At 60.5% G+C, this 18,445-nt stretch carries 21 protein-coding genes; 12 read left to right on the plus strand and 9 right to left on the minus strand.

The window, feature by feature from the left end:
- Positions 1 to 109: 109 nt before the first annotated feature.
- Entirely contained in the window at positions 110 to 1,519 is a 1,410-nt protein-coding gene (locus tag AC1DUY_RS19635; RefSeq protein ID WP_120288671.1) for a calcium-binding protein, read from the minus strand.
- Positions 1,520 to 2,442: 923 nt separating this feature from the next.
- Positions 2,443 to 3,504, minus strand: coding sequence for a class I SAM-dependent methyltransferase (locus tag AC1DUY_RS19640; RefSeq protein ID WP_175367537.1), 1,062 nt, complete (start codon positions 3,502 to 3,504; stop codon positions 2,443 to 2,445).
- A 212-nt stretch (positions 3,505 to 3,716) separates the two neighbouring features.
- Here AC1DUY_RS19640 and AC1DUY_RS19645 point away from each other — a divergent pair, with 212 nt between their 5' ends.
- Entirely contained in the window at positions 3,717 to 4,634 is a 918-nt protein-coding gene (locus AC1DUY_RS19645) for an alpha/beta hydrolase (RefSeq protein WP_478116393.1), read from the plus strand.
- A 119-nt stretch (positions 4,635 to 4,753) separates the two neighbouring features.
- Here the strand turns inward: AC1DUY_RS19645 and AC1DUY_RS19650 are convergent, their stop codons facing one another.
- A complete protein-coding gene (locus AC1DUY_RS19650) occupies positions 4,754 to 4,939 on the minus strand; it encodes a hypothetical protein (protein WP_170849737.1) in 186 nt (61 codons plus the stop codon).
- 37 nt (positions 4,940 to 4,976) lie between these two features.
- Between AC1DUY_RS19650 and AC1DUY_RS19655 the strand changes: the two genes are divergently transcribed.
- From AC1DUY_RS19655 to AC1DUY_RS19695, 9 genes are all read left to right on the plus strand, one after another.
- Positions 4,977 to 5,177, plus strand: a complete 201-nt coding sequence (locus AC1DUY_RS19655) for a hypothetical protein (protein ID WP_478116395.1) — start codon at positions 4,977 to 4,979, stop codon at positions 5,175 to 5,177.
- Positions 5,178 to 5,238: 61 nt separating this feature from the next.
- Positions 5,239 to 6,039: a FadR/GntR family transcriptional regulator gene (locus AC1DUY_RS19660; protein WP_478116397.1), complete on the plus strand. Its 801-nt coding sequence runs from the start codon at positions 5,239 to 5,241 to the stop codon at positions 6,037 to 6,039.
- Positions 6,029 to 6,526 carry a 2,4'-dihydroxyacetophenone dioxygenase family protein gene (locus tag AC1DUY_RS19665; RefSeq protein ID WP_478116399.1) on the plus strand — a complete coding sequence of 166 codons (498 nt, stop codon included), beginning with the start codon at positions 6,029 to 6,031 and terminating at the stop codon, positions 6,524 to 6,526. The genes AC1DUY_RS19660 and AC1DUY_RS19665 overlap by 11 nt, the downstream gene beginning before the upstream one ends.
- A complete protein-coding gene (locus AC1DUY_RS19670; protein WP_315840925.1) occupies positions 6,526 to 7,302 on the plus strand; it encodes an SDR family NAD(P)-dependent oxidoreductase in 777 nt (258 codons plus the stop codon). The genes AC1DUY_RS19665 and AC1DUY_RS19670 overlap by 1 nt, the downstream gene beginning before the upstream one ends.
- A 116-nt stretch (positions 7,303 to 7,418) precedes the next feature.
- Positions 7,419 to 8,240: an ABC transporter permease gene (locus tag AC1DUY_RS19675; RefSeq protein ID WP_478116402.1), complete on the plus strand. Its 822-nt coding sequence runs from the start codon at positions 7,419 to 7,421 to the stop codon at positions 8,238 to 8,240.
- Entirely contained in the window at positions 8,237 to 9,043 is an 807-nt protein-coding gene (locus tag AC1DUY_RS19680) for an ABC transporter permease (protein WP_439086221.1), read from the plus strand. Before AC1DUY_RS19675 ends, AC1DUY_RS19680 begins: the two co-directional genes overlap by 4 nt.
- Positions 9,040 to 9,798, plus strand: coding sequence for an ABC transporter ATP-binding protein (locus AC1DUY_RS19685; protein ID WP_092138834.1), 759 nt, complete (start codon positions 9,040 to 9,042; stop codon positions 9,796 to 9,798). The genes AC1DUY_RS19680 and AC1DUY_RS19685 overlap by 4 nt, the downstream gene beginning before the upstream one ends.
- Positions 9,795 to 10,127, plus strand: a complete 333-nt coding sequence (locus tag AC1DUY_RS19690; RefSeq protein ID WP_478116405.1) for a hypothetical protein — start codon at positions 9,795 to 9,797, stop codon at positions 10,125 to 10,127. Before AC1DUY_RS19685 ends, AC1DUY_RS19690 begins: the two co-directional genes overlap by 4 nt.
- 2 nt (positions 10,128 to 10,129) lie before the next feature.
- Positions 10,130 to 11,185 (plus strand): ABC transporter substrate-binding protein, encoded by a 1,056-nt coding sequence (locus tag AC1DUY_RS19695; RefSeq protein ID WP_093759258.1) that lies wholly within the window; start codon positions 10,130 to 10,132, stop codon positions 11,183 to 11,185.
- Between the two features lie 125 nt (positions 11,186 to 11,310).
- On the opposite strand, the gene AC1DUY_RS19700 is transcribed toward AC1DUY_RS19695, so the two are convergent.
- The 5 genes from AC1DUY_RS19700 to AC1DUY_RS19720 form a co-directional block, all read right to left on the minus strand.
- Positions 11,311 to 12,057, minus strand: a complete 747-nt coding sequence (locus AC1DUY_RS19700) for an SDR family NAD(P)-dependent oxidoreductase (RefSeq protein WP_478116407.1) — start codon at positions 12,055 to 12,057, stop codon at positions 11,311 to 11,313.
- Between the two features lie 134 nt (positions 12,058 to 12,191).
- Positions 12,192 to 13,109, minus strand: a complete 918-nt coding sequence (locus tag AC1DUY_RS19705; RefSeq protein ID WP_120288666.1) for an MBL fold metallo-hydrolase — start codon at positions 13,107 to 13,109, stop codon at positions 12,192 to 12,194.
- A 143-nt stretch (positions 13,110 to 13,252) separates the two neighbouring features.
- On the minus strand, positions 13,253 to 14,458 hold the full coding sequence (locus AC1DUY_RS19710; protein WP_478116409.1) for an NAD(P)/FAD-dependent oxidoreductase: 1,206 nt from the start codon (positions 14,456 to 14,458) through the stop codon (positions 13,253 to 13,255).
- A 122-nt stretch (positions 14,459 to 14,580) separates the two neighbouring features.
- Complete coding sequence (locus AC1DUY_RS19715; RefSeq protein WP_139285859.1) at positions 14,581 to 14,910, minus strand: hypothetical protein; 330 nt, start codon at positions 14,908 to 14,910, stop codon at positions 14,581 to 14,583.
- 101 nt (positions 14,911 to 15,011) lie between these two features.
- On the minus strand, positions 15,012 to 15,956 hold the full coding sequence (locus tag AC1DUY_RS19720) for a helix-turn-helix transcriptional regulator (protein WP_478116412.1): 945 nt from the start codon (positions 15,954 to 15,956) through the stop codon (positions 15,012 to 15,014).
- A gap of 479 nt (positions 15,957 to 16,435) precedes the next feature.
- On the opposite strand from AC1DUY_RS19720, the gene AC1DUY_RS19725 reads away from it, so the two are divergent.
- Together AC1DUY_RS19725 and AC1DUY_RS19730 are read left to right on the plus strand one after the other, a co-directional pair.
- Complete coding sequence (locus AC1DUY_RS19725) at positions 16,436 to 17,281, plus strand: tetratricopeptide repeat protein (protein ID WP_478116414.1); 846 nt, start codon at positions 16,436 to 16,438, stop codon at positions 17,279 to 17,281.
- 85 nt (positions 17,282 to 17,366) lie between these two features.
- Positions 17,367 to 17,798, plus strand: coding sequence for a hypothetical protein (locus tag AC1DUY_RS19730; protein WP_478116416.1), 432 nt, complete (start codon positions 17,367 to 17,369; stop codon positions 17,796 to 17,798).
- 116 nt (positions 17,799 to 17,914) lie between these two features.
- Here AC1DUY_RS19730 and AC1DUY_RS19735 read toward each other — a convergent pair whose 3' ends face one another.
- Positions 17,915 to 18,289, minus strand: a complete 375-nt coding sequence (locus tag AC1DUY_RS19735) for an Imm63 family immunity protein (protein WP_478116418.1) — start codon at positions 18,287 to 18,289, stop codon at positions 17,915 to 17,917.
- Positions 18,290 to 18,445: the final 156 nt, after the last annotated feature.

Consider the following 18,445-nt stretch of genomic DNA (forward strand, 5'->3'; position numbering starts at 1 on the left):
ACGGCGCTGACAACAGATTCTGCTCGGGCCGAGTGAGCCAGACGCATAGTGACTGCCTAATTGCGCAAAATGCGTAGGGCGGCAACGTGCCGCCCTACGTCGTCAATAATCAGACAACTTCGATAGCGGTGTAACCCGCTGCGTTATTTATGTCCTCGATCGAGGCATAGGGGGTTCCTCCGCCCGTAATGCCATCGAGGGTGATGGTTCCGAAGCCGAAATCCAGCGTGGTATTGGTACCATCGTCGTCGACGACCACCGTTGTCGGGTCATAGCCAGGCGCCGCATCGATGCTGATGGTGTCACCGTCAGCGAAACTAAGATCGGTAACTTCGTCATCACCGAAGTCCGCGCCCGTACCATCGCCAGCGTTGATCGCGTCGGTTCCGGCGCCTCCTGTAAGCACGTCATCACCGATACCGCCGTTCATCGCGTCAGCGCCGTTACCGCCGCTCAGCTCATCGTCGCCCGCTGCGCCGTTGAGCGTGTCATTTCCTGCACCGCCGGCCAGCGTATCGTCACCGTCGCCGCCTTCAAGCGCATCCGCTCCGTTGCCGCCGGCAAGCGTATCGTCGCCTGCATCGCCGTTTAACGTATCGACGCCGGTGCCACCGGACAGTTCGTCTGCCCCGTCGCCACCATTAGCGACGTCATCGCCAGCGCCGCCTTCGATTGTGTCGTCACCGGCGTCACCTGCCAGCAGGTCGTTACCCGCACCGCCATCCATGACGTCGTCGCCCGCTCCACCATTAAGTGTGTCGTTTCCGGCGTCGCCGTTCATGATATCGTTCCCGTCATCGCCATTGAGGGTGTCGATACCATCGCCTCCGTTCATGGTGTCGTTACCGGCACCACCATTCAGCGTGTCATCACCGAGACCGCCATTCACCGTATCATCACCCAGGCCGCCACTGGCGGTATCATTGCCGTCGCCGCCTTCCAGCGTGTCATTGCCGAGCCCGCCGGTCAGGGTATCGTCGCCGGCATCACCATTGATGGTATCATCGCCCACCCCGCCAGACAGGACGTCAGCACCATCACCACCATTCAATGTGTCATCGCCAGCAGCGCCTGCGAGTGTATCATCGCCTGCGCCCCCCGAGAGAACGTCATTTCCAGCACCGCCGTCGACGTTGTCATTTCCGTCGCCGCCATCGATCGTATCCGCCCCGGCGTTGCCGGAGAGATCATCATTCCCTGAGCCGCCATTGATCGTATCGTCCCCCGCGTCGCCGCTAGCCGTATCATCTCCAGCGCCACCGTCGATCGTATCAATGCCAGCGCCGCCACTGATCTGGTCGTTTCCGTCTCCTCCGAGAATGGAGTCGTCTCCCGCGTTGCCGTTCAAGGTGTCGTTGTCGACGCCACCATCGATCGAGTCGTTACCGGCTCCACCGTTGATCGTGTCATCACCGCCGAGGCCTGAGAGAGTGTCATTACCCGGGAGCCCATTGATCGTATCCGCAACTGGGGTTCCGTCCAGAATGTCGTCACCTGGTGTACCATTGATCAGTGCCATGATTGCCACTCCATGATGATGTCGCGCTTCTAACGCGACTACGCTTCGCGCTGAACATAGATGCATGATCCTAGCTATCCCCTCGACAACCGGAGATCGCTGACACCGAGCGTGTCGATCGAGCGAATTTTGCGCAATCCCCATGTGGGGACAAAATGCAGCGCGTGATAGGGAAAGCTATTGCGTAAATGTTCGCTCAGGATTCATCTGAAGGACAGCCCTGCTGCCGTAACTCAAGTTCGACAATAATGCTCCTGAGGCCATGATTAAGCGCGTCGAGCGTGCAATCTGAAGATGAAGGGCAGAGCAAAACTCTAACTATCCGGTATTCTTACGGATTACAGAGTGCTCTCGCGCGTGGCTCGTGACGACTGCTCCATCTAGCCGAGTGCCTTCGTCTACTTCAGCCATAATCTCGTTAATCGTCTCAATAGGTCTTGCAGAAAGGAAGGATGACGCGAAGCTCATGTGCGTGAAACTGGCTTAACGCCAACAATGTGCAACGCCCGTCCCAAGTATATTATCCTGGAATCGATCTATCCTACGAGTGTCACATGTAATCGGCATCGTGTCGCACATCGACGAGCTGCTCGACCGCAACATCGGTGCCGGGTATCCAATTGGTCGATTTGAAGCCGCTCACGCATGCGGCAATCCCTTGCGACATTAAGATAGCTCACGTCCGCTTCTGGTGCCAAACCGACAATCGGTAACGGACGATGTCGGCCGCTTGCCATGAGCGAGACAAGACCTTTGTGGCGGTCAACTTACTCTGAACTACACTTTCGAGAGGTTTTTGCAGCGGCTCCTTTTCGAATCTGCAGCGCTCCTGTCGACAGGTGACATCAATCCAGAGCGACGCAGCCCCTAGAAGCCGCATTTCCCGCGGCATCCGGGTCGCTCTGCACGGTTGATCTGAGAGATCAAGCGCGTACTTCGAAGATCATATTGAAGGGTGTCTCAGTCGCGCGGCGGAAGCGCTTGAATCCTGCCTCAGTCGCGACCTGACGCAATTTGCTTTCACCTGCCTGGGCACCGAGCCCCAAGCCCACCTCCTGAGAGAGCGACGCGGGTGTACAAATGAATGTCGAGGCGTGATAGAAAATGGACCCGATCGGGTTGAGATTATCCTTGAGATTGTCATGAGCAAATGGCTCGACGATCATCCACGACCCGTCTTTGGCCAGTGTTTCCTTGACATGCTTGCCCGCACCAACGGGGTCGCCCATGTCATGCAGGCAATCGAAGAAAGCGACCAGATCGTAGTCTTTTGCCGGAAAATCCTTGGCACTGGCCTGCGCGAATTCAATTCGGTCTCCGACCCCCGCTTCCTGGGCCAGGACCTTCGCGCGATCGATCGAAGGTTTGTGGTAATCAAACCCGAAGAACCTGGATTTGGGGTACGCCTGCGCCATCACGATGGTAGAGGCGCCGTGGCCGCATCCGACATCGGCCACCTTGGCGCCAGCTTTCAATTTGGCTTCGACGCCTTCGAGCGTCGGAATCCAGTTTGAGACCAGATTGGCGTTATAGCCCGGCCTGAAGAAGCGTTCGGTGCCCGAGAAAAGGCACTTCGAATGCTCATGCCAGCCAACGCCCTTCCCTGTTCGAAATGCTTCGGCGACCTTGGGTTCGTCGAGATAGGTGGACTGCACGACATCGAATGCACCGGCGAAGAAAGCTGGCGACCCTTCCTCGGCGAATGCCATCGCTTGTTCGGCCGAGAGCGAGAACGCGTTCTTTTCAGGGTGATAATCGATGTAACCAGAGGCGGCTTGGCCGGAGAGCCACTCGCGGACATAACGCTCATGCAGGCCGGTCTTCTTGGCAAGCGCCGACGGCGTGAAGATATCTCCATCCGCCATTGCCTTGTAGAGGCCGAGACGATCGCCGAGCAGTATACTGGCACCGCCGAGTGAAATGCCGAGGTCGTTGACCAGCTTTCCTACGAGTGCGTTCAGCTTTTCAGGATTTGGTTCACGCATTGCAGCATCCTCCACTTTGTGAAGAACAGCCCTCGTTCTAGTTAAGCACGACTGGCGAATTACAAGTGGGCGCCGAGCGCCACGCGATGTCAGATTGAGAATTATGCGGAATTGTCCGCTGCTGGCGCAATACCCGCGTTCTCTCTAGACTTGCTTCCGCGAAGTTTTGAAATTGCCGCTCAATTTTCACGAATTTTCGGGGGAAATTATCCTTGGCCGAAAGTGGGATTGCGAATATTCGCGCGGTACTGTTGTCAAAGCCCCGCCCGGTCGGGTGGGATCAGCGCCGGCAGCGACTTGATGAAGTCGGGTCGATCTGGCCGGTGGCCGACGATGTCGCGTTGCGGACTGTCGATTGCGGAAATGTCGCGGGGGAATGGTCCTTCTCACCGGGGGCAGATACGACGCGCGTGCTTCTGTATTTTCATGGCGGCGGTTTTTGTTCGGGATCAATCCTCAGTCATCGACGCCTCGTGACAGAGGCAGGGCGGGCTGCTGGCATAAGCACCCTGGCGATTGACTATCGGCTCGCGCCGGAAAACCCGTTTCCTGCCGCTCACGACGACGCGATGAGCGCTTGGCGATATCTGCGCCAGCAGGGCATAGACGCCGGCAATATAGTAGTTGCCGGTGACAGCGCTGGCGGCAATCTTACAATTACCCTGATCAACGCCTTGCGCAGAGCCAATGAAGAGTCGCCGGCATGCGCTTGGCTTATTTCGCCCTGGACCGATCTTTCAATGTCCGGGACGACGCTGCAAAGCAAGGATCAGATCGATCCGATCATCCACCGTGGCTACCTCGAGGAACTGGCTGACGCCTTTGCTCCGGCATCGCTCGACCGCAGGAGCCCGTTTCTGTCTCCGCTGTTCTCGGACCTCATCGGATTTCCACCAACACTCATTCAGGTCGGGTCAGCCGAAACTTTGCTCGCAGACTCGACGCGTTTCGCGGAGGCTGCCGCAATAGCCAACGTCGCGACGACGTTGGAGGTATGGCCCGACATGATCCATGCATGGCCTCTGTGGAATGGCGGTCTTACAGACGCAAGGTTGGCGCTCAGGTCAGCTGGACAATTCATCAAGCATCAATTGTCTGATCTAGTTCAAATCAGTTCCAAGTCTTCGTGATTCATGATTCTTCACTCTGACATCGGAGGGAGTTCGCCGCATCGCAGGACATCAAGGCGCCATTGCCGCCACGACACTACGGACGGCACTGCGTGCATTCGGAAGGCGGCATCGCAACCTCAGCTCTGATGCGGGCCTTGCATGATTTTCATGGCATCCTTCACGTGGCGCCACTCGTTGGCTTCTTCCACCTGCCCCTTTTGCTCGCATGTCAGTGCATTCTGAGCGGCATGAGCGATGGCCACGGCGCCGTGCCGATCAAGCATCTGCCGGGCGATGGTGTGGACTTGAGTTTCGGACATCATTTGCTCTCTCCTGATTTACCCGAGCCAAGGAGAACCGGTGCTGCTGGAACAGAACCGGCCCGGTGTCTCTGAAAACGGTGGAACAGCCAATCTCGTTCCCGGAAAAAACAACCGGCCGCGCGCTGGCATGGGCCGGCCATCTATCGCCACCGCTTTGCCACGAATTTCAAACTCGAATTGCGATCAAACAAAGCATTGTGCACCGCAAATCAATCATCCGATGTTAAACATCGGATGATTGCATTCATTCCAAAAACGTGAGATAGGCCACAGAGGAAACAAGCGGGGAAAGAACACTCGTGGCACGAAGTCCTACGAAATCGTTGGAGCGGGGAAGCAAGCCAGGCCGTATCAATTCGGTCTTGACCACGCTCGGCTGCGAAATCGCGCAGGATATTATCCCGATTGGCGCAACCCTCCCCCCCGAGCCGGAATTGGAGGCGCGCTTCGGTGTCGGGCGCGGCGTCATCCGGGAAGCGATCAAGACCCTTGCTGCGAAAGGAATGGTCAGCGTGCGTCCACGTTACGGTACGCACGTCTTGCCGCGCCGCGACTGGAGTCTGCTCGATCGCGATGTGCTGGGATGGCTGGTCGGCGGCGGCGAACCGGACCGCGATCTTCTGATGGCCATTCAGGAAGTCCGCCTGATCATCGAGCCGGCAGCAGCCGCCCTCGCCGCAACGCGAAGCACCAAGCAGGACAGGTTGCGCATCGAGGCCGCGCTGGTCGGCATGGAAACCTCGCACGATCAGGAAAGCGCCATTAAGGCGGACAAGGCATTCCACCTCGCCATTCTCGATGCGACACATAACCCCGTGTTGCAGGGTTTTCGCGGCGCCATCGATACCATTCTGAGCGCGGTGTTTCTTGTCGCGGTCGGCAGCCCCGGCTGGTTCGAAGACAATCTGCCAAACCACGCGGCCGCTGCGCGCGCGATCGCCGCAGGCGATGCAAAGAAGGCCAAGACCGCCATGGAACAGGTGCTCGGCTACACGCAATTCAAGCTCTCGAAGCGTCGCGCGACTGCGACGCCTGAAGGCATAACGCGGGTCTCAACCGCGGCGACGAAAAAAACAAAGAGGAAGCCCCATGTATCGTGACATGATCGGATCGACGCACGTTCTTGCATCGCCGGAAATCGCCGTCGTCGCCATTCCCGAGGACGAACGGGTCTGGGTGCCGCAGGCGCCGGATGTCTGGTTTCGTCCGCTGATGCTGAACACACGACAAGGGCAGTGGTGCAATCTGCTGCGCGTGCGACGCGCCGGCGTGCTGTCGCGGCATCTGCATCCCAATCCGGTGCATGGCTTCGTGTTGCGCGGCAAATGGTTCTACCGCGAACACCAGTGGGTGGCGACGGAGGGCTCCTATGTGTTCGAGCCTCCGGGCGAGATCCACACGCTGATCGTTCCAGAAGACGTTCCGGAGATGATCACGTTCTTCAACATCCAGGGCTCGATGCTGTATCTCGATGAGAGCAACAAGCACGTCGGCTATGAGGACGTCTTCACCAAGATCGATATGTGCCGCGCCCACTACGAGTCCGTCGGCCTTGGCCGTGACTACGTCGACCAGTTCGTGCGCTGATGGCAGACGGTGCCAACATGATCGAGGAGATGCCGTCGGCCGCATGGGCGTCGATCTGGTACGCAGGAAAACGCGTGCTGGTGACGGGCGGAACGTCAGGGATCGGCGCGGGCCTCGCGCGCGGCTTCGTTGAGGCCGGCGCGGAGGTCATCGCGACCGGCGTGAATGCTGCGGAGATCGAGCGGGCACGTTCGGATTCGGTGCTGCGCGAGGCTCAGGCGCATCAGCTCGACGTCCGCGACGACAGCGCGATCAAGTCCCTTGTCGGCTCGCTCGGCGAACTCGATGTGATCGTCAATTGCGCCGGCGTCATTCGTCGCAGCGAAGAACTCGACCCCGCGGTTTTCCAGTCGGTGGTCGATATCAATCTCAACGGCACCATGCGGATGTGCGCCGCCGCGCGGCCACTGCTGGCACGCTCCAAAGGCGCGATCGTCAATCTGGCATCCATGCTGTCGTTCTTCGGCGGCGGTCTCGTTCCCGGTTATGCCGCCAGCAAAGGCGGTATTGCACAACTGACGAAATCGCTGGCGATCGCCTATGCGAATGACGGCATTCGCGTCAACGCGATCGCGCCAGGCTGGATCGCGACGCCGTTGACGACCGATCTGCAGGCCAGCCCGGAACGTAGCCAGGTCATTCTGGGGCGCACGCCCTTGGGCCGTTGGGGCAAACCATCGGACCTCTTGGGTGGCGTGCTCTATCTGTGTTCGCCGACGGCATCTTTCGTGACGGGGACGATCCTCGTCATCGACGGCGGATATGCCGTGACGTGACTAGGACGGCGGCGAAGTGCCGCCGTTCGCAGACGAGACTTGAGTACTAAACTGCGTAGCCGAGAGCCTCGCAGATAAAAATAAAACGGCCAGAACGCTGGTCAAAGGGAGGTCGCGTGCTCGTTGCGCCCGGTCAAAAAGTGCGGTCCCGCGTCGCCTGGCGCGGCATGAACTCGCTGGTGGGCGCAGCCTTGTTCGTGGCGCCCTTGCTGGTGCTCGTCGCCATCTGGGCGATCGTGGTCCCGCTGTTCAATGTCAATCCGCGGATTTTTCCGTCGGTCGGCTCGGTGGCCGAAGCAGCGATTGCCGCGATCGGCGATGGCTCGCTCATCCGCCATATCGGCGCGAGCATGCTGCGTGTCGGACTGGGCACGTTTCTCGGCGTACTCGTCGCTGTTCCGCTTGGCGTCGCCATGGGCGTGAGCCCTGCGGTCTCGGCGTTCCTGACGCCGCTGTTTCGCTTCTTCTCGGTGCTTGCCGGCATCGCCTGGATACCGATCGCAACGTTGTGGTTCGGCTACGGCTTCGGCGCCATCATCTTCGTGATCTTCAACGCCGTCTTCTTTGTGGTCGCCTACAACACGCTGCTCGGTGTCTCCACCATTCCGATGACGATCCGCAATGCCGCCGCCTCGCTCGGTGCCGGACGATGGGCCTTGCTCACCGAAGTGCTGCTGCCGGGTGCGCTACCCAATATCGTGACGGGCGTGCGCACCGGGCTCGGCTTCGCGTGGCGCGGCCTGATCGCGGCGGAGATGATCGCGACCAATGTCGGGCTTGGCTACATGCTGTTCGTCGCCCGTGACTTCTATCGCACCGAAGTGATCGTGCTCGGCATGATCGTCATCGGCGTGTTGTGGCTATTCATCGACCGGTTGCTGCTCGTTCCGCTGGAACGCGCGACGATCGAGCGATGGGGACTGGTGAGGCGCACATGAACATTGCACTGAAATTCTGGAGCGGTTACGTGCGCGCTACGCATCGGTGGCCGATTATCGCGACCATCGTGCCATTTATTCCCGTGGTGGCGATCTGGAGCATTGTCGCCAATTCAGGCATGTTTCCGCGCGCCTTCTTCCCGGCGCCGGTGGATGTGATGCGGTCGTTCATCTCCCTCACCTACAAGGGAATTTTGCCGGACTATCTGCAGGACAGTCTGATCCGGCTGTTGTTCGGCGCAACCATCGGCGTCGCACTGGGTATTCCGCTCGGCATCCTGATCGGCTCCAGCCGCCTCGCGCATCGCATCTGCTGGCCGGTGCTGCTGTTCTTTCAGGCCATCGGCGATATTGCGTGGCTTCCGATCTTGCTGATCTGGTTCGGCTTCGGCCTCACCACCATGACCTTTGTCATCGTTTACACCGTGCTGTTCCCGATCGTGCTGAGCACCGTGCTCGGCGTGCAGTCGGTACATCGCGATCTGGCCCGTGCGGCGCAGAGCCTCGGCGCATCACCGATGCGGGTGTTGTGGGAGGTGACGCTGCCCGGCGCCTTGCCGAATATCATTACCGGCCTGCGCAACGGCCTCGGCTATGGCTGGCGCGCGCTGATCGCGGTGGAGATCATCGTCGGCACCAGCGGCATCGGATTCATGATGTTCGATGCACGTCGTGCCGGCTCAACGGTCGAGATCCTGCTCGGCATGATCGTTCTCGGAATTCTTTGGTACATCGTCGATGCCTGGATCCTTGCGCCGATCGAGCGCGCAACGGGCCAGCGGTGGGGATTGGTTACGTCATGAAAACACTGTCGCTCAAAAATCTTCGCAAGACCTATTTCGATCCCTATGCGGGATCGCAGGTCACCGCCGTCCAGGACGTATCGCTCGACGTCGAGCAGGGCGAATTCGTCTCCGTCGTTGGTCCCTCCGGCTGCGGCAAAACGACGATCCTGAACATGATCGCGGGCTTCATCCCCTATACGGGCGGTGAGATCCTGATTGACGGCAATCTCGTCAAGGGACCGGGTCCGGATCGCGGCGTGGTTTTCCAGTCGTTCGCCCTCTTCCCGTGGAAGACGGTGCTGGAGAATGTCGGCTTCGGCCCGAAGATGCGGGGCGTGCCAAAGGACGAGCGCGACCGCACTGCGCGGGAATATCTCGCGCTCGCCGGTCTCTCGCATGCCGCGGATCGCTACCCGAACGAATTGTCCGGCGGCATGCAGCAGCGCGTCGGCGTCGTCCGCGCGCTGGCCAACAATCCGGCCGTGCTGCTGATGGACGAGCCGTTCGCCAGCGTCGATGCGCAGACCCGCATGACACTGCAGGAGGAGCTGACGCGTATCTGGCAGGAGCGCAAGCCGACCGTCATTTTCATCACACATGATGTGGCGGAGGCCGTGTTTCTTGCGAACCGCGTCGTCGTGCTGTCCAAGGGCCGCGTGCTCGATCAGATCAAGGTCGATCTTCCGCGTCCGCGCGTCTGGGATCAACTGATCGAAGATGAAACGTTCAAGCGTCTGTCGGCGCAGGTTCTGCAAATGGTGCGGGCCGCATGAGCATCGCGCGAGATGTCATTCGTTCGACACGCGGGCGTGTGGTGCTCGCTGTCGTTGCCGTGTGGGCCGCGTTTCAGGGCTGGCTGAGCATCGAGGCGCCGGGCAAGATTTCCAAGGAGCTCGCCGGCGCGTCCGACAAGGTCAATATCCAGATCGATATGCCGTTTACGCCGGAGCGTTTTCACGTTCTGGCGTTTCAGAAGTATGGGCGGATCGCCGGAGCCGACGATCATTCCATCGGATTAAGGGGTGTGAAACGAACGGACCTCAACGCGGTTGCCCGGCCTTACTGGGTCACGAGCGTGGGGCCGATCAAGGAGGAGGACTGATTTTGAAACGCATACTATGGGCTTTAACTGCCGTGATGCTGGCTTGCGTGCCGGCACAATCGCAGACATTAACGAAACTGAATGTCGGCATGGTCAGCGCCATCGACATGCTGGCGATCCCGGTGGCACTGGAGCGTGGTTACTTCGAGAAGCAGGGCCTCGATGTCACCATTGCGCGCCCCTACGCGACCGGCGTTGATGCGCTGAACGCGCTGCAGGCCGGCGAGACGGAGATCCTGCAGGTCGGCGTTCCGATGATCGGCGCCGTGCTACGCGGCATGGATCTCGTGGCGCTCGGCAATTACAGCGGCAGCGCCACCAAGTCCGGTTCGGACGCGACAATGGCGATCATCGCCCGTGAGGGATCGGGCATCGTCAAGGGCGACCTCAAGAGCCTCAAGGGCAAGAAGATCGCGACCTCCTTCGGCACCATCAACCATCTCTATATCCTGGCACTGCTGGAGAAGGCCGGGCTCAAGCCCGACGACGTCCAGCTGGTCAACACGCCGCCGCCGGATATGACCGTCGCGCTGCTCGCCAAGGGCATCGATGCGTTTTCCGGATGGGATCCGTGGCCGATCATCGCGCAGAAGGACGTCCCCGGTGCCTTTGAAGTGATCCGCGGCGGCGATGTCATCGCCTATCTCGGCTATGTCGTCTCGCTTCGGTCCTGGGTCGAGAAGAATCCGGAATCGACGGAGAAATTCCTGGCCGCGACCTCACAGGCCGACCAGTGGATGCGCAAAAATCCCAAGGCCGCCGCGCAAATCGGCACCCGCTGGATTCCCGGCCTGAAGCCGGAGATCGCCGAAGCCGCAATGGAATTCAATGTCCAGCAACTTGATCGACGTCTTTCGGCAAATAGCTACAAGGCACTCTGGAGCGCGCAAGACCGGCTTCAGCGGCTGGGCGTGCTGAAGGCGACATTCGACGTCAACAAGAACATCGACGCCAAGCCGATGCTGAACGTCATGAAAAAGCATCCCGAACTATTCGCCGATCTACCACCCATTCCGGCTGACGTTGCGCTCGGACCGGACTTCACGTTCAAGCCATGAATAAAGGAGGCGGTCTGCCCAATTGCGGACCGCCTTTTTTCTGATCGATGCATCAATCGAAAACACTAGCTAGCAGCGTCGTGCTTTTGCGACTAGCTCACCTTTATCCGCAACGCCAACTGCGACTAAGCCAGTCCCAGGCCGCCATCGATGGCAACAACCTGGCCCGTCATCCATTCCGAAGCGGGACTTGAAAGCCTCACGATCCATTCCGCCAGGTCGTCAGGAACGCCGCGCCGCCCGAGCGGTATGCGCGCACGCTCCTGTTCCTTGATTGCCGCAGCCTGTTCCGGGGAGAGCCCCATCATGCCAGTCAGCGCGCCTGATTCCGTAGGTCCTGCCGCCACGGCGTTCACGCGTATGCCGAGTGGTGCAAGCTCCAGCGCCCAGCAGCGGGTCAAATGCTCCAAGGCCGCTTTGCTGGCGGCGTAATGAGACAGTCCAGCCACCGGCTTGTGACCGAAAGTGCTCGAGACATTAACGATCGTGCCCCGTGTTGCACTCAGGTGAGGAAGAGCAGCGGAGGCGAGGAGACTCGGGCCGAGCACATTGACGGAGAAAATGTCCCTGATCCGATCGGCTGTCGCGTCTGCCAGCGGAAGGATTGCACCTGCGCCCGCGTTGTTGACCAGGGCATCGACCCTGCCCCAAAGATCGACCGTCTTGGCGATTGTGCGCTTGGCATCTTCGGCGGAGGCTGCATCCGCCACCATGCCGGCTATATTCGCATGCTCGGCAATCGTTTCTTCGATAGGGCCGGGACGGCGGCCGGTCATGAACACCTTGTTGCCTTCCCTTGCGAAGCGCAGCGCCGCCGCCTTCCCTATGCCGGAGCTGCCGCCCGTTACAATCACGACCTTTTCACTCTGCATTTTCAATCTCCTTCTTGCCAAGATGACGCGGCTTGGCTCCACGACTCTGCAGTCCTTCTGAATCGACGCTGCTAAAACCAGGGCGCGCACTCACAAGCGAAGAGAACGCGCCCCGGTCCTAACCCGGCAAACGATCAGTAGTCCCAGGAGATCGGAACCCAGCGAAACGCGTCGCCATCGATCGCCACGTGACCGGCGGACGGGAATGGCAGATGGGTCGCGACCAACAATTCGCCTGTTGCCGCCAGCTCTCGCAACAGGCGGGTCCGCACGCGCGCGGCTTCTTCGGGGTCGTGCTCGAAACCGTTGTGCCAATCGGGTTGGTCAAACCCGACCGTGAACACGGCGTCGCCGGCGAAGGTCAGCGCGTCACCGCCGGATGCCAGGCGGACGACACTATGTCCGGGCGTGTGGCCGCCGGTCCGACGCACGATGACTCCCGGTGCCAGTTCGTGCTCGTCCGTGAATGTCCGAAAATGCTTTCCATATTCGGCCATGAACCGCTTGGCGGTCGCCCGCAGCGCATCCGGGAATCCCGGCGGCATTTGGGTGTGAGAGAAATCGGGCGCTTTCCAGAATTCGACCTCGGCGGCAGCCACGTGGATTCGCAGATCCGAACGTAGTTGATCCTTCACCCCTTCGACGAGCAGTCCGCCGATATGGTCCATATGCAAGTGCGTCAGCACGATATCGGTGACGCATGCAAGATCGATCTCGGCAGCTGCCAATCGCTGGATCAGTTGTCCGGCCCGCGGCAAATGCAGGTCCGGGTCCAATCCCAGCCCGGCGTCGACAAGAATGGTCTGCTCGCCACTCTGCACGACGACCACGTTCAGCGGCCAGTCGAAAGCGTCCGGCGGCAGGAACATGTCGCGCATCCAGGCGGCCCGGACGGCGGGGTCTGCGTTATGTCCCAACATGGAGGTTGGGAGTGGCAACACGCCATCGCTGACCACCAGCACGTCGATGTCGCCGATCTTCACTGCATAGCGCGAGGGGACCAGTTCGTTACGCCCCGACTTGACGGGGGCTGATGTCGTATCAAGGTTCATGTGTTTCTCCTTCTGGGCATTTTGCGGAGTGTCTTTCCGAGTTTTTTGAATCGTCTGTGTCATCTGTGGGTCCTCCTGGTTGATCGATGGTGAGAGCTGGCCGCGCTCCTGCATGGAGCGCGGTCCTTTCTTGTGTGGGGTGGCTAGACTTCGGTCACATGCTCCGGATCGGCCGAGGCGAGAGCGGCAGCACGCTCGGGCTTCGGCGGATAAATCCAGACGGTGTTGATTTCCTGCTTGGTCTTCTTGGCGACGTCGCCAACCATCTCGACCTTGCGGTCCCAGCCGCGCGTGAACAGTGCGCCGGCTTCGCCGAGGTCGAGACAGGTGACGTAGCCCTTCTGGTGATATGGCCTGGTCGCCATGCGCAATAATTCGGCGGCGGCATTGTTGCCGGCAAAGGCGCCCATCCGCGTCGCATGCTGACACGACATCAGCGCGTAGTTACCGACATCGTCGCTGGCCGCTCTGGCGGCGTCACCGGTGGCAAAGACGCCAGGTACCGAGGGTACGCGCAAATCGCGGTCGACCAGCAGCCGGCCGAAATTGTCGCGCTCGGCGGGGATCTGCATGGTCAGCGGCGCAGCGCGAATGCCTGCCGCCCAGATCACGGTCTCGGTTTCGATACGTTCGCCGTCGGACAGTGTGATCCCGGATGCATCCAGCGAGGCAACCCCGGCACCGAGCCGGGTCTCCACACCGAGCTTGCGCAGCGCCTCCTCGATGATGGGACGCGGACCCTCGCCCATGTCGGGAGCGATCGCACTGTTTCGTTCGACAATGATGACGCGCGGCCGGGCGTCCTTGCCGAGGATCGCGCGAAGCCGCGTCGGGATTTCGGTCGCTGCTTCGATTCCCGTGAAGCCGCCGCCAGCTACGACGATGGTGTCGCGTCCGTTCGATGCCGGCCGATCGGCTAGGCCGTGCAGATGCTTGTCGAGCGCGATCGCATCGTCGAGATTGTCGACGCTGAAACCATGCTCCGCGAGGCCGGGAATATTCGGACGGAACAACCGGCTTCCAGTCGCCACGACCAGCCGATCGTAAGACAGCGACTGTCGCTTATTGTTGGCGGTCGCGACCTGCACGATGCGGGATGCGGTGTCGATCGTCTCGGCGCTGCCTTTGATATAGACGACGTCGACGGCCTTGAGGACATCCAGCAAAGGCGCCGTCAAGGTTTCGGGCTTCGGCTCATAGAGCCGCGGGCGAATGACCAGTGTCGGCTCGGGTGCGACCAGCGCGATCTCGAGCTCTTCGGGCGAAACACCCTTGATGTCGCGCAGGCGGGCTGCGGACAATGCGGCGTACATGCCGGCGAAGCCGGCGCCTATGATGACTATTCGCATGTGATGTTCTCCTTGGGTTTAAGTTGCTCGGCAGTACGCGCGTCACCGCCGCCGCTTCTCACCTGCGGCAAATTTGTTGCGATCAACGATGACGCGAAGACGGGAAACGACGAGGTGAGCCCCTATGGAGGGGTACAGTCCAGCATCGACGCCAGTTGCATGGGACGTTCACATTCGGCGCGGCAGATTCGCGGAACCAGCGGCCGGTCACGGTGAAAGATGATCGGCTGTGCGAACGTCAGCGGCCGGTCGTTCAACGCCTGGATGTCATCGCTCACGATGATGGACAACGAAGGGGTGCTGTCTTGGGCGGGCTGCGCTGGCTTCTCGGCCTCTTCGCCCGTCGATGTCGTCAGTCGAATGGTCAGTGAAAGTCCATATATCAGAGAGCTCGTGACGACTCTCCGTCGCGGTATCATTGCAAGTGGGTCGACGAAGGTCTTCCAGGCCATTGTTTGTCTCCGTCCGTTATCGGCGTGGGCACGGTGATGATCTAGCTGATCGGATCTGCAACTGCCCCAGAGCGATTGACGTACCTGTCGAGAGATTGCGGCTAACGCGTCCGTCGGCGCCAATCGCTTGGACTTTCGCCGGTCAGCTTTCTGAACGCCGCTGCGAAGGCTGTCTGCGAGGCATAACCAAGCGCCGCTGCCACCGACACGACCGATGCGTCGGTGTCGCGCAGCATGTTCATGGCCTGCTCGAGCCGGTGTTGGCGCAACCAGGCATGTGGCGAAAGCCCGGTGCTTTCCTTGAAGGCACGGCAGAAGTGAAAGCGCGACAGGCCGGCATCCGAGGCCAGGGCGGAAAGAGAGACGTCCGTATCGCTGTCCGAGCGCAAACGTTCGATGGCACGTAGCAGCGTCTTCGGCGCCAGGCCGCCCATGGTCTGCTGGAACGTGGTTGGCGCGCCGGTGTGCGCAGCCAGCAGGCGCGTGGCCAGTAGATCCGTCACTTGCTGCCTGAACAGGGCATCCAGGGCCGCATTGCCCTCCAGGACGTCCGCCGCACTTATAAGCAACCGCGATGTGATGGGATCGGGATGCGCCGTTCGCTCCAGAAGGTCGCCAGGAGCGGCGATGTCGGCTTCGTGGGCAACGCGCTCGAGTATTTTGTGCGGAAGATAGAGCTGAACGACATCAACAGGCTTTGGAATATCCCATCGGGAGCTTGATCCTTCTGGAATGATGATCACAACACCGGGACGAAACGTTCCGATCGCAACCGATCTTCCTGACCGCCGCTCCATGCGCTGCATCGAACCGTTGTAAGCCATGATGACGTGATGGGTCATGGGCTCGACGACGTCGTGCAATGGCTCGTGTTTCCAGTGGGTGATTCCGGCACCGGAGGAATCCAAAGCCATATGAAATGGTGTGGTCCCGAGCACGCGGGACATCTCCGCACCGGCAGAAGGCCGCTCGGCATGGGACGGAGCTTCCTGGGGCGCCTCTGATGCGGCTGCCGGATCGTTCAAACGATCGTGAGGTTTGGTCATGGACGTGCACCCGCATCAGGCATTCGTGTGCGTCCGATGAGACCTGTACTGCCCATGACGATAATCCTCATGACTTTTCTCCGATCGTTCGGGCCATCTGTGGCCTTGCTCCTGAAAGCACTGCCAGAATGCGCGCGGACGGGCCGGAAAGCCTTGTAGGCACCTTGAATTGCCGTTGAGTTTTCCTTGGCTTCTTGTGCAATCGACGCGCGGACGTGCAGTTTTCATTCAAAAATGATTGCCTGGACGCCGATCAGCGCGAGCTCAAGCGAGGCGCCCGAACTCGTCGCTGCTGGACCGAAGCCGTTCGATCTGCTGCTCTTTCCGGTCCCGAACAATGACCCGAAGCGGAAACCGAGGATCCAATCATCGCTGATGAACTATTTGATCTGCGACCCCGACCAAGGGACAAATGAGCGTCCGGGGAATGGCGGTCGGGTATCCCGGCTGCTCCGGACAACGTGCGGAGACCACATGCGATGCAGATGCGCTTCTCAACATACCGGTTGTTCGCATGCATGGGCGTGGTGCTTCTCGCCGGGTTGCCGGGAGTGGCCGCCGCAGACGAGTCGGATTCTTGCATAAAGCTGTCGGATGACCTCGCGGTCGCGGGGTGCACGCGCACCATCGACTCGCACCAATACACGGGTCGAAGCCTCGCGCGGGTCTATGCGCGTCGCGGCGGGGCGTACCGGGCACAGGGCGACCTCACCCACGCCATGGCGGATTACAACGAGTCGATGCGGATCGATCCGACCTATCCGTCTGCCTACAACAATCGCGGCAACGCTTGGTACCACAGCGGAAAATTCGATCGGGCCATCGCGGACTATAACCAGGCGATCCAGCTCGATCCGAAATCAGGGCTCGCCTACGCCAACCGTGGCAGCGCCTGGGGCGCCAAGGGCGACTTCAACCGGGCCATCGAGGACTTCGACCGGGCGATCCAGCTCGATCAGAAAGATGCTGACGCCTACTACAACCGCGGCAGCGCCTGGAGCGGCAGGGGTGACCTCGATCGGGCCATCGCGGACTACGATCAGGCGATCCAGCTCGATCCGAAACATGGGGCTGCCTACGTCAACCGCGGCAACGCCTGGGGCACCAAAGGCAATTTCGACCGGGCCATCGCGGACTTCAACCAGGCGATCCGGCTCGATCCGAAAGATACCAAAGCCTATTACAACCGCGGCATGGCGTGGGAGAAGAAACGCAGTCTGAAAGAGGCATTGGCTGACTTCAGGATGCACGCGCGACTGGCTCCGTCCGATCCAGAAGGCCTGAAGGCGTTGAAGCGCGTATCGAAAGAATTGAGCGCAATATGACGGGCCGGCGCTGACATGGCTTGATGTCTGGAAGCGGCACATTCCAAGCGTCATGCCTCCGACGTCTCCCATTCCCCCACCACCGATGTCCCGCGTCTCGCGATGCCTGATCGACATCGGGCGCATGATCGTCGGCCTGATCGCGGCGATCATCATCGCGCCTTTGGCCATGGGAATTCTGCTGCAGCTCAGCCTTCGGCCCACCGGCGGACTCGCCGCGCATCTCGGCGCGGTCGTCACGACGGCTCTGCTGACTCTCGTTTTCGGCGTGGCGGGTTCGTTCAAGGCCACCGTTTTCATCGCCCTGCCCGGAATCCTCTTTGCGCGATGGGCCGGCATCATGTCGCCGGTAATGTGCATGATCGGCGGCGCCATCACCGGCGGCGGCTTCTTCGGCATCAGCGCCTCCGTTGGCTCCTCACTGCCGACCGAATGGGGGCTGATCGGCGCAGCGGCCTGCGGCGGAAGCGTTGCGGCGCTCGCTTACTGGTGGCTCGCGGAGCGTCACATCCGGTGACCGTCGCGGCACCGCCAATGAGAACAATTGGCCTGTTTTGGGATCGCCCGACATAGCGAAGCCTGTCGCGCCGCCCATTGCTCACATCACATCTGCTTCCGAGCGATGCATGCCGATCAACGCCCGTCGACATAAGGATGACGCGAGAGGATATCATCGAGTCTGGCGCGGCAGCGATCCGCCCATGCAGGATCAAGCCGGCCCAGCAATGCGAGCTGATGCGCAAAACGCAGGCGCCTGATATCGTCGGCGTTGGAATTGCGGTGCATGAGTTCATAGGTTCCGGCCATCGCCGAGGTGATGGTCTCGAAAGTCCAGTACATCAGCTCATCTAGATCGTCGGTGGTCCGCATGTCGTATCGCTCGCCGCGTTCGACGAACATGTAGTGGAAGTGCCCGTCATGCTCGATCAGCGCACGGCCGGAATCGACATGCCGATACCCCGGCAGCAGCTCCTCGGGCGCATGGATCCGTGCGGCAAGCACGCGCATGCGGTGATCGACTTGCTCAAGGGGTGTCAAGGCAGCGGCCTCGTGATTGGCCAATGCGGCCGTCGGTGGCGATAAGTCGGGATAACTGCGCACCAGGTTCACTCAGACAGAGGGCACCAGACGGCAGCAGCACGCCTGAACCCGATCTTCGTGCGC

This window comes from Tardiphaga sp. P4_G1 (assembly GCF_056401215.1).

What these genes read in the sequence shown, in the direction of transcription:
- AC1DUY_RS19665 (WP_478116399.1), top strand. Translation starts at nt 6,029, where the DNA reads ATGTATCGTGACATGATCGGATCGACGCACGTTCTTGCATCGCCGGAA.
- AC1DUY_RS19685 (WP_092138834.1), top strand. Translation starts at nt 9,040, where the DNA reads ATGAAAACACTGTCGCTCAAAAATCTTCGCAAGACCTATTTCGATCCC.
- AC1DUY_RS19680 (WP_439086221.1), top strand. Translation starts at nt 8,237, where the DNA reads ATGAACATTGCACTGAAATTCTGGAGCGGTTACGTGCGCGCTACGCAT.
- AC1DUY_RS19725 (WP_478116414.1), top strand. Translation starts at nt 16,436, where the DNA reads ATGCAGATGCGCTTCTCAACATACCGGTTGTTCGCATGCATGGGCGTG.
- AC1DUY_RS19705 (WP_120288666.1), bottom strand. Translation starts at nt 13,109, where the DNA reads ATGAACCTTGATACGACATCAGCCCCCGTCAAGTCGGGGCGTAACGAA.
- AC1DUY_RS19670 (WP_315840925.1), top strand. Translation starts at nt 6,526, where the DNA reads ATGGCAGACGGTGCCAACATGATCGAGGAGATGCCGTCGGCCGCATGG.
- AC1DUY_RS19715 (WP_139285859.1), bottom strand. Translation starts at nt 14,910, where the DNA reads ATGGCCTGGAAGACCTTCGTCGACCCACTTGCAATGATACCGCGACGG.
- AC1DUY_RS19730 (WP_478116416.1), top strand. Translation starts at nt 17,367, where the DNA reads ATGTCCCGCGTCTCGCGATGCCTGATCGACATCGGGCGCATGATCGTC.
- AC1DUY_RS19690 (WP_478116405.1), top strand. Translation starts at nt 9,795, where the DNA reads ATGAGCATCGCGCGAGATGTCATTCGTTCGACACGCGGGCGTGTGGTG.
- AC1DUY_RS19650 (WP_170849737.1), bottom strand. Translation starts at nt 4,939, where the DNA reads ATGATGTCCGAAACTCAAGTCCACACCATCGCCCGGCAGATGCTTGAT.
- AC1DUY_RS19640 (WP_175367537.1), bottom strand. Translation starts at nt 3,504, where the DNA reads ATGCGTGAACCAAATCCTGAAAAGCTGAACGCACTCGTAGGAAAGCTG.
- AC1DUY_RS19735 (WP_478116418.1), bottom strand. Translation starts at nt 18,289, where the DNA reads ATGCGCGTGCTTGCCGCACGGATCCATGCGCCCGAGGAGCTGCTGCCG.
- AC1DUY_RS19710 (WP_478116409.1), bottom strand. Translation starts at nt 14,458, where the DNA reads ATGCGAATAGTCATCATAGGCGCCGGCTTCGCCGGCATGTACGCCGCA.
- AC1DUY_RS19700 (WP_478116407.1), bottom strand. Translation starts at nt 12,057, where the DNA reads ATGCAGAGTGAAAAGGTCGTGATTGTAACGGGCGGCAGCTCCGGCATA.
- AC1DUY_RS19635 (WP_120288671.1), bottom strand. Translation starts at nt 1,519, where the DNA reads ATGGCACTGATCAATGGTACACCAGGTGACGACATTCTGGACGGAACC.
- AC1DUY_RS19720 (WP_478116412.1), bottom strand. Translation starts at nt 15,956, where the DNA reads ATGACCAAACCTCACGATCGTTTGAACGATCCGGCAGCCGCATCAGAG.